At 70.8% G+C, this 16812-nt stretch carries 13 protein-coding genes; 6 read left to right on the forward strand and 7 right to left on the reverse strand.

Annotation, left to right across the window (positions count from 1 at the left end; translation table 11 throughout):
* Positions 1 to 15: 15 nt before the first annotated feature.
* The 4 genes from ADL29_RS10420 to ADL29_RS10435 all read right to left on the reverse strand — a co-directional run bounded on the left by ADL29_RS10420 (position 16) and on the right by ADL29_RS10435 (position 6151).
* Positions 16 to 1191, reverse strand: coding sequence for an RNA polymerase sigma factor (locus ADL29_RS10420; protein ID WP_053923393.1), 1176 nt, complete (start codon positions 1189 to 1191; stop codon positions 16 to 18).
* A gap of 8 nt (positions 1192 to 1199) precedes the next feature.
* Positions 1200 to 1613, reverse strand: coding sequence for a YciI family protein (locus ADL29_RS10425; protein ID WP_046929787.1), 414 nt, complete (start codon positions 1611 to 1613; stop codon positions 1200 to 1202).
* A gap of 171 nt (positions 1614 to 1784) precedes the next feature.
* Complete coding sequence (locus ADL29_RS10430; protein WP_425424216.1) at positions 1785 to 2927, reverse strand: ABC transporter substrate-binding protein; 1143 nt, start codon at positions 2925 to 2927, stop codon at positions 1785 to 1787.
* Between the two features lie 452 nt (positions 2928 to 3379).
* Positions 3380 to 6151 (reverse strand): SpoIIE family protein phosphatase, encoded by a 2772-nt coding sequence (locus tag ADL29_RS10435; protein WP_078970880.1) that lies wholly within the window; start codon positions 6149 to 6151, stop codon positions 3380 to 3382.
* 723 nt (positions 6152 to 6874) lie between these two features.
* On the opposite strand from ADL29_RS10435, the gene ADL29_RS10440 reads away from it, so the two are divergent.
* The 3 genes from ADL29_RS10440 to ADL29_RS10450 all read left to right on the forward strand — a co-directional run bounded on the left by ADL29_RS10440 (position 6875) and on the right by ADL29_RS10450 (position 10468).
* Positions 6875 to 7138: a hypothetical protein gene (locus tag ADL29_RS10440; protein WP_053923395.1), complete on the forward strand. Its 264-nt coding sequence runs from the start codon at positions 6875 to 6877 to the stop codon at positions 7136 to 7138.
* An 18-nt stretch (positions 7139 to 7156) separates the two neighbouring features.
* Complete coding sequence (locus tag ADL29_RS10445; RefSeq protein WP_053923396.1) at positions 7157 to 8728, forward strand: hypothetical protein; 1572 nt, start codon at positions 7157 to 7159, stop codon at positions 8726 to 8728.
* 216 nt (positions 8729 to 8944) lie between these two features.
* Positions 8945 to 10468: a cellulase family glycosylhydrolase gene (locus ADL29_RS10450; protein WP_053923397.1), complete on the forward strand. Its 1524-nt coding sequence runs from the start codon at positions 8945 to 8947 to the stop codon at positions 10466 to 10468.
* Between the two features lie 75 nt (positions 10469 to 10543).
* On the opposite strand, the gene ADL29_RS10455 is transcribed toward ADL29_RS10450, so the two are convergent.
* The 3 genes from ADL29_RS10455 to ADL29_RS10465 all read right to left on the reverse strand — a co-directional run bounded on the left by ADL29_RS10455 (position 10544) and on the right by ADL29_RS10465 (position 14034).
* On the reverse strand, positions 10544 to 11404 hold the full coding sequence (locus tag ADL29_RS10455; protein ID WP_078970881.1) for an MOSC domain-containing protein: 861 nt from the start codon (positions 11402 to 11404) through the stop codon (positions 10544 to 10546).
* 224 nt (positions 11405 to 11628) lie between these two features.
* Positions 11629 to 13092, reverse strand: coding sequence for an L-lactate permease (locus ADL29_RS10460; protein ID WP_063788431.1), 1464 nt, complete (start codon positions 13090 to 13092; stop codon positions 11629 to 11631).
* Between the two features lie 150 nt (positions 13093 to 13242).
* A complete protein-coding gene (locus ADL29_RS10465; RefSeq protein WP_053923399.1) occupies positions 13243 to 14034 on the reverse strand; it encodes an AraC family transcriptional regulator in 792 nt (263 codons plus the stop codon).
* 325 nt (positions 14035 to 14359) lie between these two features.
* On the opposite strand from ADL29_RS10465, the gene ADL29_RS10470 reads away from it, so the two are divergent.
* The 3 genes from ADL29_RS10470 (at position 14360) to ADL29_RS10480 (ending at position 16667) form a co-directional block, all read left to right on the forward strand.
* On the forward strand, positions 14360 to 14800 hold the full coding sequence (locus ADL29_RS10470) for a hypothetical protein (protein WP_245689289.1): 441 nt from the start codon (positions 14360 to 14362) through the stop codon (positions 14798 to 14800).
* Positions 14801 to 15204: 404 nt separating this feature from the next.
* Positions 15205 to 16014: a hypothetical protein gene (locus ADL29_RS10475; RefSeq protein ID WP_053923400.1), complete on the forward strand. Its 810-nt coding sequence runs from the start codon at positions 15205 to 15207 to the stop codon at positions 16012 to 16014.
* A 47-nt stretch (positions 16015 to 16061) separates the two neighbouring features.
* Positions 16062 to 16667, forward strand: a complete 606-nt coding sequence (locus ADL29_RS10480) for a class F sortase (protein WP_245689319.1) — start codon at positions 16062 to 16064, stop codon at positions 16665 to 16667.
* Positions 16668 to 16812 lie beyond the last annotated feature (145 nt).

The following is a 16812-nucleotide window of genomic DNA, read 5'->3' on the forward strand; positions in this document are numbered from 1 at the left end:
GGGGCGCTACACCCGTCAGCGGCGTCGGCGGGCGTTGAGCCGGGCGGCCTGGCGGGTCAGGTGGTCGCGTTCGGCGAGGTTGGGTGCCTTTTGGGCCGCCTCGGCATACAGCCGGGCCGCCGTCGCCAGGTCGCCGTCGCGTTCGTGGAGGTAGGCGGCCACTGCGGTGTGGCGGGGGACGGGGTATCCCCCGCTCGAAGGGCTTGGGGAAGAGTCGTCCAGCTTCGCGAGTTCCGCCAGGCCGGCGCGCGGTCCGTCGGCCTCGCCGACGGCCACCGCGCGGTTGAGCCGGACGACGGGGCTGTCGGTCAGGCGCACGAGCTCGTCGTACCACTCGACGATCTGCACCCAGTCGGTCTCCCCGGCGGTGGGCGCATCCGCGTGGAGTGCCGCGATGGCGGCCTGAGCCTGGAACTCGCCCAGCCGGTCGAGGGCGAGGGCCGCCTGCAGGATCCCGACGCCCTCGGCGATCGCGGCGGTGTCCCACCGGCCGCGGTCCTGCTCGGCGAGCGGTACCAGGCTGCCGTCGGGCGCGGTCCGGGCGGCGCGCCGGGCGTGGTGGAGCAGCATGAGGGCGAGCAGCCCCGCCACCTCGGGGTGGTCGATGGCGGCCGCGAGCTGCCGGGTGAGCCGGATGGCCTCGGCGGCGAGGTCGACGTCACCCGAGTAGCCCTCGTTGAAGACCAGGTAGAGGACGCGCAGCACGGTGGCGACGTTGCCGGGCTGGTCGAAGCGCACGCCGGACACGGTGCGCTTGGCCCGGCTGATGCGCTGCGCCATGGTCGCCTCGGGCACCAGGTAGGCCTGGGCGATCTGGCGGGTGGTCAGCCCGCCGACGGCGCGCAGCGTGAGCGCGACCGCGGACGACGGCGTCAGCGACGGATGGGCGCACAGGAAATAGAGCTGGAGCGTGTCGTCCACCGCAGGCGTGGGCCCGGGCGCCGGCTCCTCGTCCACCAGGTCCTCACGCCGGCGGCGGGCGGTGTCCGCGCGGGTCGCGTCGAGGAACTTGCGCCAGGCAACGGTGACCAGCCAGCCCTTCGCGTCCCGCGGAGGGTCGGCCGGCCAGACGCGGACCGCCTCGAGAAGCGCGTCCTGCACGGCGTCCTCGGCCGCCGCGAAGTCGACTCCGCGGCGGACGAGGATGGCGAGCACGCTCGGAGTGAGGCTCCGCAGCAGCACCTCGTTCATCGATGAGGTCACTCCGGGACGGTGCAGTGCTCGTGCCCGCCGAGGAACGGGCGCACCTCGAGCCACTCGTGGATCGGCTTCCCACCCGCCCCAGGCGCGGCCGACAGCTCCCCGGCCAGCTCGATGGCGCGCTCGTAGCTGTCGACGTCGATCACCATCCAGCCGGCGATGAGGTCCTTGGTCTCGGCGAACGGGCCGTCGGTGACCGGCGGGCGACCCTCGCCGTCGTAGCGGACCCACGTCCCCTCGGGGGCGAGCGCCTGACCGTCGACGAACTCGCCGGTCTTCTCGAGCCGGGCCGCGAAGTCCTGCATGTACTGCACGTGGGCCGAGATCTCCTGCGGCGTCCACTGGTCCATGGGCACGTCGTTGGCCGGAGCCGGGGCGCCGCGGTAGTGCTTGAGCAGCAAGTACTTGGCCATCGTGATTCTCCTCGGTGCTGGTGCGACCCATTGTGGTCGCGTTCACTGCGGGGACGGAGCCGATCGCGGGTTCTCGACATCGCCGTCGGATTTTTTTGGGCTTTCGCGGATGAGCCTGGGGGAGCCGTCCCGCGGTGTCCGGATCCATGGCGTAGCGCGGGGGCGGGAGGGTCAGCCGCCGACGGCCTTGGGCCAGTTCTCACGCACGGTGCGCAGCGCCTTGTTCAGCTGGGCCTCGGTCGGGAACTGCGGTGTGCCCTCGACCGTGGGCAGCCGTGAGGCCAGGGCCTTGTTGAGGGTGTCGTCCTTCGCCATGGCGTCCATCAGCACCGGGCGGGCGTAGTCCACGAGGCGGAGGTTCTGGCCTTCCGGACTGAAGAGGTACTCCTCCCACAGTCGCGCCGCGGCCGGGTGGGGGGCGTCTTTGTTGATCGCCTGCGCGTAGTACTGCGAGAAGCTGCCGTCGAAGGGAATGGAGACCTTCCAGTCCACGCCCGTCCCGCGGAGCTGGTCGATGTGCTCCAGGTTGAGGTAGTCCCACTCGATGCTGATCGGCGTCCTGCCCTTGGCGATCGCCACCGGGTTGGGATCGGCCCGGTTGTAGTTGCCGGCCTTGTCGAGCCGGGCGAAGAAGTCGATGCCGGGCTGGATGTTGTCGAACGATCCACCGTTGGCGAGCGCCGCCGCGTACACGGAGGCGAAGGCCGATCCCGCGATCGTGGGGTCGCCGTGCATCGCGACCAGGCCCTTGTACTCCGGCTGGAGCAGATCGGCGAAGGACTCGGGGCAGGTCCGGACGCGGGCGGCGTCGCAGCCGATGGAGATGTACCCGCCGTAGTTGTTGTACCAGCGGGCCTTGGCATCCTTCTGCTCCGGTGGGATCTGGTCGAACCGCGCGACCCGGTAGGGGGCCAGCAGGTTCTGCCGCGCCGCGGACTGGGCGAAGGAATCCCCGAGGTCGAGCACGTCGGGGGCGCGCTCCTGGCCGCGGTAGCGCTGCACGGCGTCGATCTCCTGCTGGCTGTGGCCGTACGGATGGTCGACGACGACCTTGATGCCGTACTTCTTCTCGAAGCCGTCGATCAGCCCGCCGTAGCTGGCCCACTGGCGTGGCAGTGCGATCGCGTTGAGCCTGCCCTCCTGTTTCGCCGCCTTGATCAGGGCCGCCGTCCCGCCCGCCTCCACGGCGGAACCGGCCCGGGCGGGCTCGACCGGCCGGGTGGTTCCCCCTTCCTGGCAGCCACCGAGACCGAGCACCGCAAGGCCCAGACAGCACAGGAGAGCGCCGGCGCGGACCTGATGATGTCTAGCCACGACGCCTCCAGCAGGGCCAGGTGGGGAACGGTCCGCCGAGCGGGCGGCGGCCGCGGACCAGGGCACCATGACACGGTGCGGTCGCATGGCTGGTGCAACGGCACGACCGCCGAGGACGGCGCACGCCCGGAAGCGGGACGGATGCCGACGGGGCCTCGCAGGCTCGCCGAGCAGGCGTCCCCGGCACTCCCGCAGGGCCGTCGACGCCGTGACACGCGGCCGGTCCTGGCGTCACCCCGCCGCAACGTGCCGCCGCCCGAAGTTTCTCTCTGTAGCGACGTTTCTCTCTGTAGCAAGGGTCCGGACCAGCGTACTCCGCCCTCTTGCGGGCCTCCGCCAGGACGGTGATCGGGCCAGGTCAGAGCGGCGAGTAGGCCTCACGCGCGCAGGGAGGCGCCACATGAGTAGGGAGGCACCACGCTCGTCCCGGCCGCGGGTGCCACACCGCGGCCTCACCACCCCCCGCGGTGCTCCCAATGGTTGAGGAGGTCCTCCGGAGACTCCTCCTCCGAGGACAGGGCGTCGGGACCGACCGCCTGAGCGGCCCAGATCGTCTTGCCCCTCGGGGAGTACCGGGTACCCCATTGCTCGGCGAACTGCGCGACGAGGAAGAGGCCGCGGCCTTCTTCGTCGGTGTCCTTCGCCTGGCGGATGTGCGGGGAGGTGCTGCTGCCGTCGGAGACCTCGCAGATCAGGGTCCGGGTGTGCAGCAGCCGCACGTGGATGGGCTCGGCGCCGTAGCGAATGGCGTTGGTGATCAGTTCGCTGAGGATGAGCTCGGTGCCGAAGGCGATGTCCTGCAGACCCCAGTCCGCCAACTGGCGGACGCAGTCGTTACGGACCGGGCCCACCGCCGCCGGGTCCCGAGCCACGTCCCACTCCGCGACGTGCGCCGGGTCCAGCCGCCGGGTCCGTGCCACCAGCAGCGCGACATCGTCGGCGGCCCTGGCGGGCAGCAGGGATTGCATGACCGTGGCGCAGGTGTCGTCCGGCGTACGGTCCGTCCCGGCGAGCGCCGCACGCAGCGCTTCCAGTCCCACGTCCAGGTCGCGGCTGCGGTTCTCGACCAGCCCGTCGGTGTAGAGCACCAGCCGGGAGCCCTCCGGCAGCGACAGCTCGACGGTCTCGAAGGGCAGGCCGGTGCCCAGACCCAGCGGCGGGGAGACCGGAGGTTCCAGGAACTCCACCCTCCCGTCGGGGTGGGCCACGGCCGGCGGCAGATGGCCGGCCGTGGCCACGGTGACCCGCCCGGAGACCGAGTCGTAGACGACGTACAGACAGGTGGCGCCGGTGATCGCCGGTCCCGACTCGGTGTCCTCGTCCTGGACGTCGATGCGGGTCACCAGCTCATCCAGATGGCGCAGCAGTTCGTCGGGGGAGAGGTCCAGGGCCGAGAAGTTGTGCACGGCGATGCGCAGCCGGCCCATGGTGGCGGCCGCGTGCAGGCCGTGTCCGACCACGTCACCGATGACCAGCGCCACCCGGGCGCCGGGCAGCGGGATGACGTCGAACCAGTCCCCGCCCACTCCCGCCTGGGCGGGGAGATAACGGTGCGCCACCTCCAGGGCGTCCTGGTCGGGCAGGCCGCGCGGCATCAGGCTGCGCTGGAGCGTCATCGCCATCGTGCGTTCGCGGGTGTAGCGCCGGGCGTTGTCGAGCCCCACCGCGGCCCGCCCCGCCAGTTCCTCGGCGAAGGACAGGTCCTCGTCGTCGAACGGCGGGGAACTCCCCGACCGCCAGAAATCCACCAGCCCCAGCACCACTCCCCGGGCCCGCAGCGGCACGACCGCCAGGGAGTGCACGCCGTGCTCCAGGATGCGCCGGGCGCGTTCCGGGTCCTGGGACCGCCAGCCGGAGGAGCCGGCCAGGTCCGGTTCCACCACGGAACGGCCCTGGTCCAGACTCGTCGCCATCGGGGTGCCCGGGACGAACGGGATCAGCTCGCCGACGGGGTAGAGCGGATGGTCCGCCGCCAGCCCGGCGATGGCCGTCCGGCGCAGCTCGGTGCCCGCCACCGCCGGCTCCTCGCCCTTCAGGACCGGGTCCAGCAGCTGGACGGTGACGATGTCGGCGAACCGGGGGACCGCCACCTGCGCCAGTTCCTCGGAGGTGCGCTCGACGTTCAGCGTGGAGCCGATCCTCACCCCGGCGTCGTAGAGGAGTCTCAACCGCTCCCGTGCCACCTCGGCGCGCCCGGACAGCCATCTCAGTTCGGTGGTGTCGCGCAGGGTCACCACGCTTCCCTGGTGGGCTCCGTGGCGGGCAGTGGACCGCTTGTTGAGGGCCAGCAGTCTGTCCTGGGCCAGGTGCACCTCGTCGGTGGCGGTCCGGTCCGACGCCAGGAGTTCGGCGGTACGGGGATCAAGCCCCAGGTCGCCGACATGGCGTCCCTCCGCGTCCGCCGACAGGTCCAGCAGCCGCCGTGCCTCGTCGTTGGCCAGCAGGAGCCGACCGTCGCGGCCGACGATGAGGACGCCCTCCCGCACCGCGTGCAGGACCGCATCGTGGTGCTCGTACATCCGGGTCATCTCGGCCGGTCCCAGACCGTGGGTCTGCCGGCGCAGCCGACGGCTCACCAGCCCCGCGCCGCCTCCGGCGAGAGCCAGCGCCCCGACGGCGGTGCCCAGGAAGAGGGGCAGCTGCTGGTTGACCGATTTCTGCACCTTCTCCACGGTGACGGGTGCGGAGACGATGGCGATGACCCTGCCCGAGGAGTCCTTGACGGGGGCCGCAGAGATCACGGAGAGGCCCAGGGCGCCCTCGAAGGTCCTGGTGAAGGGCTTGCCCCGGGCGGCGTCGGCGTACGGGCCGATGACGTGCTTGCCGATCTGCCGCGGATCGCTGTGGGTGAGGGTGATCCCGTCGAGCTTGTACACGATGAGGGCGTCGACGCCGGAGGCCTTCCGGGCCGCCTCGGCGAGCGGCTGGAGCTTCGCGGTCGGATTCTTGCTGTTCAGCGCGTCCTGGAGACCCCAGGAGTGCGCGAAGGACTCAGCGGCGGCGAGCGTCCGGTGCCGGGCGTCGGTCATGGTGTCCCGCCGGGCCTGGACGACGATGGCCACCGCTGCCGCCGCGACGAGCAGCACCACGAGCACCAGCTGGAGGAGGAAGACTTCCCGGGCGACACTGCGCGTGGCCAACGAGGACCGCGTGTGCTGCGGACCGCCGGCACCCGCAGGCCGTTCGTCCTGCGGGTCGCCGGTGCCGCTCCCGGCACGGGGCATGCCCGGAGCAGCGGAACGGCCGGGCGCGCCGCTCAGCCAACGCCGGAAACGACCCGAATGTACGGTCATGGTTCATTTTTATCCTGCTGCGCCCAGGCACGGGCAAGGCGTGTCGCCGGGGCGTGTGCGGCGGCCGGGTGGTGGCCGCACACGAGCGCCGTCCGGCGGGTCGGCCGGTGCGCGGGTGGGCTGGGGCTCGGGCACCGGGATGCCGTGACGGCACTGTGGGCGCCGTCCGGCAGGACTCGCGCAGCCACCGCGGCCGTGGCCGCCGCAGGCTGTCGCCTCCCGGCCTCCGGGGGATCGCCCGGTCGAGCCGGTCCATCGGGGGAGCGATGCAGCGTGGTCCGGCGCGGACACTCCGGGCCGCCGGAGCTCCTGGACCGAGCAGGGTGCCTGCTGAGCCCGCTCCAGGTCGAACAGCCTGGCGCCGAGGATGTCGCCGCCCGATGGGTCCATGTGCCGGGACGGGGCATCGCGCGGGGCCTTCAGGTGCACTGCACCAAGTCCGAGGCGGCAGAGGTAACTTGACGAACGATCAGCTCGAACTCGCAGCCTGGACGGGTCCGTACGCTCGCCGCCTTCCCCCTGCCTCGGCGCTCATCGTGAGCGTACATCCTGGCCCTATGGCGTGGATCACAGTACAGAAATGTCACTTGATCTCCGCAGTTTCTTCATCAAGGATCCAGCTCGGCCAATTCCGGCACCGCGATCGCGAGGAGTGTGACCGGGGGAGGCGCTACCGCGTGGTCCCCGGCGGGGGGTTCCGCCGGCAAGATCGCCGTCAAGGACGGCAGCGACGACGGTGACCCGGCCAAGGCGGAGTACTACCGCCACGACAGCGCCGGCACCAAGCGCACCTTGTGGAACAAGAGCGGTCCCGGCACGACTTCTTACTCGGGTGACGGGTCCAAGATCATCAAGTTCAAGGCCTGCCACGAGAACGACTGGGACGACGACGACTGCTCCGGCTGGGTCGCTCCCTGAGGGCTGATGTAGGTCTCTTTGCTGATCGCCCTGGGGGTGCTGACAGGCGTCCCGGCGTTGGCGCTGCTGGCCGTCGCCGCACGTGTCGGCTCGCGCCCCCACGAACGCCGCATCGGACTGCTGGCGACGCTCGGAGCGACCCGGCGAGACCGTGCGGTCGTCACCATGGGCGAGGCGGCTCTGCCTGCCGCAGCCGGGACCGCGCTGGCGGTCCTTCCGATGCTCGCGGCGATGACCACGGACCTCAGGATTCCCCCCACCGGCTATCTGCTGAACAGCAGCGATCTGCGGGCGGTATGGCCCATGTCGGTCGCCGCTCTGATCCTTTCCTTCACGCTCACCGTCGCCACGGTCGTTCTGTTGCACCGAGCAGCACGCCACCACTCCGCCACGCAGGCCCAGTTGTCCGTGTCCGGGGCTCCGCGATGGCGGACGGTCGGATGTGGTCTGGGCGTTGCCGCCGTCGCGTTCAGCCAGTACCTCATGGGTCAGGCCGCCCTCTTGGTGTTCGCCGGCGGTACGGTCGTCATGTGGGCGCTGCTGCCTTCCGCGGCCACCGCGGCCGTCCGGGTACTGGGGGACAAACTCGCGGCACGCGGGTTCCGCGCCGGCCGTGCCGGTCAACTGATCGGCGGACGATGGACGGTCGCGCACCCCGGTGTCGTGGTCCGGCCGGCCGTCGCCCTGTGCATCGGACTCGGGCTCGTCTGCCAACTCCAGATAGGGAACAGCCACCTCGGGGACAAGGCCGCCGCGGCGCGCGCCACTGAGGCACGTGTCCAAGACAGCGTGCTCAGCGTCCAGAGCCGTGATCTCACCCCGTCGCTGATCGAGGAGTTCACGCGCTCCCTCCCGGCAGGCTCCCGCGTCCTTGCCCTGAACACAGATGTCGACCAGCAGGGAGCGCTCCTCCAGGGGACCTGCCGTACGTGGCGATCGTTGAGCCTTCCCTGCCCCACCAGGCCGGTGACGGTCACCGGTGACGACGACCGCATGACCGAGATCGGCCACTGGTACGGGCCCCATCTGCGCATGCAGGTTGCTTCGTCCCCACCGCATCTCGACAGGCTTCGCGGCTCACTTGTGGTGATCACCAGCGGCCCGGGCCGGCGTGCCCAGGTGGAGAGGGCGGCATACGCACTGGTGCCGACGGTGAACGTGGAAACACTGGGCGAAACCTGGCTGGTCGGCGCCGGGAACAAGGCCCGGCTGAACAACTGGGTCGTGCTGTTCGGGGCCACGGGGCTCGCCCTCCTGCTGCTGGCCGGTGGTCTGAGCGCGGCTGCGGAGTTCGTGCGGGCGCGACGCCCCCTGGCGCCGCTGGTCGCCCTGACGGGCAGTCACCAGGTCTACCGATCGGCGGCCTTGTGGCACCTGACCGTCCCCCTGCTGATCTCCACCGTCGTCGCCGCCGTCGTCACCGCCTGGCACGCCGGGTTCCTGACGGCCGTGGTGGGGAACGGAGGATTCTCCTGGGATCTGCTCGCCACCGCGATGTGTGCCGGGGCCCTGCTGGCGGTGGCAGCCGGAATCCTGGGCGGCCGGGTCCCGAGCGGGGCCGCTCAGCGAGGGCCGTCGGCAGATGACTGAGCCGCCGCTCGGGGAGGCGGACGGGAGTGTCTGCATGTCCGATTCCGCTTCCGTTTCCGCTTCCGCGATGTGGCCGCGGCGCGCGGCAGCCCCTTGGTACTGCGGCAGCCCCCGGCGCTCGTCCGAGGCCTCGTGGTGGTTGATGACCCCTCTGGGTAGATAGCGGCTGAGCGCCGATCCGACCAGGCGCCAAGCCGCTGCCCTCAGGAGTCCGTCATGCTTCTGCGCCGCGTCGCCACGACCCTCGCCCTGGGTGTGGTCCTGCTGTCCGCCATACCCGCCGCGGCGCTGGAGGCGTCCGGACGAACGGCCGTCCGGGCCGCGCCGCCGGTCCCCCCGGCCGCGCCGTCGGCCGCCCGGCACGGAAAAGTCGCTGCCTGGCCCCTGCCCTCCGGCACCGTCACTTCGCCCGACGGCCGTACGTACCTCACCGACCGGCACGGCCGCGTCCTGCAGCTGCGCGGCCTCAACCTCGGCAAGACCGACACCGTCACCGAGGAGCGCGTCGCACGGTTGGCGAGCGACGGCTTTGACGTGATGAGGCTCAACATCCAGTGGGAGAAGGTCGAACCGCACCAGGGACGCTACGACACCGGCTATCTGCGCTACCTCGACCGGGTCCTGGGCTGGGCCGACCGCCACCGGGTGCGGGTGCTGGTCGACTGGCATCAGGACGTCTTCGGCCCGGCGTTCGGGCACAACGGCATCCCCATCTGGGCCACCCGCACCGACGGACTGCCCTTCGAACCCCACCCCGACGACTGGTTCGCGGACTACTTCCAGCCCGCCGTACAGGCCGCCTTCACCCACCTGTACGACGACCCCGACCTGCGCGCCGCCCAGACCGCCGTCTACGCCAAGGTTGCGGCCGTGCTGCGCGAACACCGCTCCCTGCTGGGCTACGACCTGTTCAACGAGCCGTTCGGGCCGATTCCCGGTGACCCGGCCAACCCCGATGACCAGATCAAGGCATCTGCCGCCCTGGAGCGCGGCCGGTTGGCGGCCATGTACCGGCGGCTGATCGACGCCGTCCGCTCCGCCGACCCCGACGCGTGGCTCCTCGTCGAACCCACCGTCCTGGTCGGCCAGGGCGTCCCCACCAGCCTGCCCGGCTTCGATGACCCGCGGCCCGGCGCGGACCGGCTCGGCTACGCCCCGCACTACTACGACACCGCCGTCGAATCGGGCGCCGACTGGGACCCCTCGGGCCGCTTCATCGAGAACTACGAATCCGCCATCGGCGGCTACCCCGTCGCCCACCGGCTGCCGGTGCTGGTCGGCGAATGGGGGCCGCCGCAGGCCGTCACCCCCGGAAACGCAGAGCTGATACGGCGTCAAATGTCCTCCATGGACCGCTTCGCCTCGGGCTGGACCCTGTGGTACGGCTGCCGTGCCGACAACGGCGGCGGCTACTGCGCTTACGACCGCGACGGCAGCCCCGCCCCCGGAAAGGAGCCGGCCTTCGCCCCGTACGCGCCGGCGGTGGCGGGCATCCCGGGCGCCGAGCACTACGACCCGGCAACCCGGACCTACACCTTCACCCTGACCGCCAACCGCACCACACCACGCGCCTGGACGCTGCTCTCCCTGCCTGCCACCGCCTTCCCCGACGGAGCGAGGGTGTCCGTCACCGGGGCGGGCTCGCCCGTAGTGGTGGCCCACCGTCCTGGCGAGACCAGGCTGCTGCTCCCGGCAGCGCGGCCGGGAGCGACTGTGCGGGTGACGGCAACGGCCCGCTGACCGGGACGCCGACAGTCGACGGGCAGCCGATGGCTGTCGCACGGCATTGCGCGAGGGGGCGATGGGCCCACGAGGTCACTCCGTGCACGCGACGGCGTCGGACGACATGCACACCGTGTCGCCCAGTTCGATGCGCCCCGGCCGGATCACCTGGGCATATACGCCGGCGCACGGCTCGGGCGGACGTCCGGGCATCGCGACGATGCGGTGGTGTTCGGCGAGGCTGCGCAGGGCGGCTTTGTCCTGGGGCAGCGCGCCGTGCGCGAGGGTCGGGACGGCGCAGCGGGGGGTGGAGGCCACCACGCGGAGGATGAGCCGGTCGCCGATGCTCAGTTCGCTGCCCACCCAGGCATGGTCGGTGAAGCCCACACCGTCCGTCTTGATGACGATGTTGGGACGGTAGCGCTCTGCCTCTACGGTCCCACGGGGGCTGAGCGCGGCCACTTGGCGCAGGGTGGAGGTGCTCATCAGGTGTATCGGGGCGAAGTCGAAGAATGTGCCGGCGGGCGCCAGCGAGCCGAACTGCAGGACGTCCGCCCGGACCTCGGCATCGAGGCCTTCTCGGAGCACCTCCTCCGGTACGGAACGGTCGAGCATGCCTTGTGACGGCAGCGTGTCGGTCAGCGTGACGTCCCGGCCGAGGGCGGCCGACAGAACGTCGTCGATGTCGGTGTCGTTGCTCCGGACCAGCTTGCCGTTCGGCAATGCGATACGTGGATGGCTCTGCTCCAGTGTCGCAGTGCACTTGAGCAGGTTCCTCCACAGCCGCGGATTCTTCGCGCTGGCGACCTTCCCCGAGGCCCGGTCGACGACCGCGAGACGCCGGTCTCCCGCCAGTCCGTGTTCGGTCACCGCTGTAGAGGGCACCGGTTCGCCAAGCATCGACTTGACCGGGTAGCGCCATAAAGATTCCACTGTGCCGAGTTCGTTCGTCACGGCGTCTCCTTCCTCTCCTTCGTCTTCTTTATCTTTTTCGTCTTCTTCATCGCGTTGCGATTGTCGTGGCTCGATGATTCTTCGCGAACCACGCAGATCCCTCTATGTGATCAGGGTCTCCGGCGCCCTGGCTCTGTGACTGCCGACCGTGTTCGGTGGCGGCCGAAGATCCCGGCTCAGCGCACCCACCCGCCGCACCGCGAACCCAGGCGGCCGGCCGAGGGTCACGCGAACGAGACCAGGGCAACGGCCGTCGCCGCCAAGGCTGCGTATATCGCCGCTGCCACCCGCAGGCCGAAGCGCAACAGGCCGTGCTCCACGACGCCCGCGCTCTTCGCGGAGTTCCCGGCCACCGCCAGGATCAGCATGATCATCGGGAGTGAGGTGAAGACGGCGTGGCCCGCCGCGCTGTTCTGCAGGGCCGCGAACCATACGTCGAGCCCGGCGCCGTGCGGGGCGAGGCGCTCCTGGAGCGGCATCATCAACGCGTTGCCGCCGACGTTGGAGCCGGTGATGAAGCCGCTGAGCATGCCGAGCGCAGGGGAGGCGAGCGCGGTGACCAGCGGCGGCGCCGCGGCGACCGCCGCCCCTACCTCCCCGATCATGCCGCTGTCCGCCATCAGCCGGCCGAGGGCGACGAACCCGGTCAGGGCCAGCAGCGGTCGGCCGGCACGGATCAGCGCGGCCCGGGCGTCCGGGCCGTGCGGTCGGCCCCGGTCCAGCAGCAGGGCGGCGGCCAGCAGGGGCAGGCCCGGCGAGGACAGCAGCGCGAAGCTTGCGTTGCCCGCGTGCAGTTCCAAGGGCGGAACGCCGAGGGCTGCAGCCGCACGGGTGACGACGATGCCGCCGAGGACGAGGCCGTACGCCTGCAGGACCGCGCGCGGTGGCAACAGCCGACCGGCGGGACCGCTCCCCGCACCGGAGCGGGTCCGGCGGACGGCGCACAGCACCAGCCCCAACGTCGTGGTGAGCAGCCCGGCCAGGACACCGGTCGGCTGGACCACGCCCGCCCGGTTGAGCACCAGCAGCCCGAGCGAGAGCGCCCCGCCCGCGCCCGCGGCCACGACGGCCGTACGGAGCCGGTGTTGCGGGCGGGCCAGCAGCGCCGCCCAGACGGTCACCAGCGGAAAGACCAGGCTGCTGGTGACCGCGGTGGCGGTGCCCAGTACGGCTGTGTCCGTGCCGGTGAGCGCGGCGCCGATGACGGTGGCGAGGCCGAGGGTTCCCCACGGCATGATGTTCATGCCGAGCATCGCCTGCCGCAGCGCGGTCGCGGGCGGCGTGAGAGCGAGCAGCACCGGCACGGTGACCAGAAGCGAGACTCCGAAGCCGGTGAGCGCCTCCACCGTGGGGGCGATGCCCGCCACCACCAGGGCGACCTTCGCGGGGCCGGGCAGTGGTAGCCCGCGCACCCACTCCTGCAGCGACCGGTGTACCTCCCGGCGAGTGAGCACCTGGCTGAGGTAGACGCCGGGCAGCATGACCGCGGCGGCGTTGAGCACCAGCAGACCGGTTCCCCCGGCCGCTGCGGTCAACGCGCCTCCCGACAGAGTGAAGTCCGGCAGCCACCAGATCAGGACCGCCGCCATAGCGGCGCCCGCGAGCGCTGCCCAGTGCGCCGGCCGGCGCAGCCCCGTGATCATCCCCAGCACCAAGACGAGAGGGGAGACCGCTATTGCCCACACCATCGTTCCAGCCGCCTTTCGTTTCTCGTTCCACGGCTGAGACACAGCCTGGCCGCGCGACCGGCGGTGGTCTTGAACAAAAGTCGCGGAACGACGAGCAGGGCCACGCACAGTCGACGGCCGCCCTCGTGGGACGACGTCGCACGCTGACGTTCAGGGGCGGATGGCCCCCGGAGTGACCCCGAAGTAGCGCTTGCAGATGCGGGTCAGATGCGACTGATCGGCGAAGCCCGTAGCGGCCGCCACTTCGGCCGGCCGCTGCCCGGCCAGCAGCAGGCGGCGAGCGCGGTTGGCGCGCAGCCGCAACAGGTAGGCGTGCGGCGGCAGCCCGTATGCCTGGCGGAAGGCGGCGATGAGCGAGGCCCGCGGCATGCCCGCCGCCGCGCTGAGCTCCGCGACGGTGACGGCCTCGGCCCAACGGTCATGCAGCAGCTGCCGGGCCAGATCCGGACCGCGGTGCGCATCTTGCGGCGTGCCGACGGCGGACACCCGGCCGGTACGGGCGTGCCGACGCAGCAACGCGCCCAGTCCGTCGAGCAGCAGGGACTCCGCGGACAGGGGATCGCCCGCGCGCTCCTGCTCCCGGTGGACGTGGCGCAGCCGGGCGAACAACGTGGCATCCCGCACGGCCGTCTCCGGAAACCAGACATCCGCAGCGCCCAGGCGCTCGCGGGCCAACTCGTCGACGAGCGCCGTGGCGAAATAGAACATCCGGTACCGCCAGCCGGACTCGTCGGCGGCGAAACCGGTGTGCACCTGCCCAGGATTGAGGACCACCAACTGCCCGGCCGGAACCACGACCTTGCCGCCGGCCATGTGCAGCCCCTCCGCGCCCTGCTCGATGACGCCTACGGACAGCTCCTCGTGGCTGTGCCGGTCGAAGGCGAAGCGCTCGAAACGAGCAGCCAGCAGATCCACCTGCGGACTGCCGGCTGCGACCCACAACCGAGCATGCTCGCCTCCCGATCCCATCAGCGCATGCTCGCAGACAAGCATCCACCGGCATATGGCCCTGCTCACAGCCCCGGCAGAGACCACCCGCACCTCTCACGAGCCACTGCCGCTCCCTTTCCATCAGGTGAGTGGTCTTGGCCGTTCAGGCCGTCAAGCGTCGAGTGCACCAGGCATGTTGGCGGACTCGCCACTTCCACGGAACATCGCAACGGACTGTGCGGCCGACGCTTCGCGTCACATCGCGCGGGCCCATGTCGTCGTACTGCCGAGACACTTCCCACCCACCGCCGCAAGGCAGAGAAAAGGGGACCGCGCGATGGCCACAAAGACGACGGCAGAACACCGCAGCCTCACGTTCCTGAGAGTCGTGATCACCCTGCAGACTGCGGCCATTTTCTTCCAGGCGGTCACCGCCGGACTGCTGCTGTCCTCGTCCTACGGCGAGGTACTGCACAGCGCCGGAGCGCGCGTGATGTACGGCGCATCGATGGTGTACGTGCTCGCCGCAATCCTGGCGTGGCGGCCGGGCGGCGGCGCGCCCCGCCCCATCCTGTACGCGTCGGGCTTCCTCGTACTCGCTTCGGTGCAGGTGGCGCTGGGCATCGCTCACGTGCCGTCGCTCCATGTCCCCCTGGGCGTCCTGATGTTCGGCCTGAGCATGCTGGCGCTGGGCCAGGCGCTGTCCGCCCGCATCAAGCCGGCCATCGCCCAGCGCGGCACCGCCCACGGCTCCGGAGAACCGAGCGGTGGGGCGTAGAACAGGCAAGTGCGGTGCTGCTGCACTGGAGTGCAAGGTATTGCCGATGTCTTCCCAGGCCCCGTCGTCGTTGACCGAGTCGGCTCGTACGCGGGCAGGTTGGCCGGGCGGTACCGATCTGCCGAATCTCAGTGTCTCCAGCCACCACGGCGCCGCCGGAGAACGGGTCCTGTGTGCCGCATATCAGAGACGTACCTGTCAAGAGAATCCGTCGTTTTAGTCAAGGCGCGCCACATCGAGCGGTGCGCTGAGCGGGGCGTCGGTGGGCGTCGTACTACGGACCACTTGCGCCCGGGCAACAACAAGCGGTCTCCAGCCGTGAGAAGCATCGTTGCACTGCACGGGCCTTCGGACGAGACCACGGCGATCCCAGACGGGACACCGCCGGAAGGGAACGAACGACCGTGACATCCCAGCGCACCGCTCGCCTCGCCGCCCTCTGTGTTCTGCCTGCCGTCCTGGTCCTCTCGGGTGCCGCCGCCCCGGCTACCGCCGGGGAGAAGGCGTACCAGATCAACCTGAACCAACTGAACGGATCCCAGGGCAAGGGCACGGCAATGCTCAGTCTCCACGGCACCCGGCTGACCGTGAAGATCGAGTCGGAGGGGCTTGTGCCGGGCCAGCCACACGCACAGCATCTCCACGGCTCCACCGACGGCCATGACTTCCAGTGCCCGGACGCAAGCGCCGACACGGACGGCGACGGAATCATCAACAACACCGAAGCCACGGTGCATTACGGCGATATCAACATCTCGCTCACCACCGACGGCGACACCAGCCCGAAGAGCGGGCTCGCCGTAGACCGTATGCCCAAGGCGGACGCCCAGGGGAACCTCTCCTACGAGCGCACCATCCCCGTGTCCCAAGACGTGGTCGATCACATCAAGGACCTCCACATCGTGCAGCACGGCATCGACCCGAACGGCAACAAGAAGTACGACTTCGGCGCGGGCAAGAGCGAGCTCGATCCCAAACTGCCCCAGGAGGCCACCGCGCCCGCGGACTGCGGAATTGTGGAGGGCGCGGCGGTCGGGTCCCTTCCCGTGGGAGGCGTGGAGACGGGCGGTGGGGCGCCCACAAGCGACGAGGGCCCCGGGGCCCTGGTGGGCGCCGGCGGGCTTGCCTGCGTAGCGGTCGCCGGAGCGCTGGTCCTGAAGTGCAGAAGGCGCTCGACCCCCGCTGCGGAGACGACTGAGCAGAGCGCCGCATGAGGGGCCGGGGCAAGCGCGAAGCCGTACTCTGCGCCGTTGCCGCTGCGATGGTGCTGCTCGGCGGATGCGGGGGCCAGACACCGGTCTCGCAGTCGCCTCCTGCCCAGCAGCAGCCCGCGCGGGGCGGTCAGGCCGCCCCGGGAGCGGGAACGGGAGCTGAGAGTGGTCAAGGCGGTGCGCAGGAAACGGGGGGTGCTGCGGAGAAGTCGGCCCCACAGCGGATCTCCGTCCCGTCGCTCAACCTCTCGTCCACCCTTGTGCCCTTGGGGCGGAAGAAGGACGGCACGATGGAAACGCCCGCCGACCCCGCCAAGGCGGGCTGGTACACGCCCGGCCCGGCTCCCGGTGAAAAGGGCCCGGCCGTCATCGCCGGTCATGTCACCTGGAACGGAAAGCCGGGGGTATTCCACCGGCTGTCCTCGTTGAAAGCCGGTGACACGATCGAGGTCGCCCGGACGGACGGGAAGTCCTCGAAGTTCACTGTCAGCCGCATCGCCCAGTACCCGAAGAACAAGTTCCCCACCATCGAGGTCTACAAGAACATCGATCACGCGGGGCTGCGTCTGATCACGTGCGGTGGTCAGTACGACGCATCGCAGCACTACTACCCGGACAACCTGGTGGTCTTTGCCAACCTTGCCGGCGCGGAATAGCACCGCGGCCGCCGTTGAGCGGCCGCCGGTTTCCGCTCCAACGCCCAGAGCGGAGGGACGGCCAAGCCCCGCCCGGAGTGTCCGGACGGGGCAGGGGGGCGACTCAACCGCGGTGCGGCGGTCGCTCTCGGTGGGAAGGGCGCAG

Source organism: Streptomyces chattanoogensis (genome assembly GCF_001294335.1).
GTDB classification, from domain to species: Bacteria; Actinomycetota; Actinomycetes; order Streptomycetales; family Streptomycetaceae; genus Streptomyces; species Streptomyces chattanoogensis.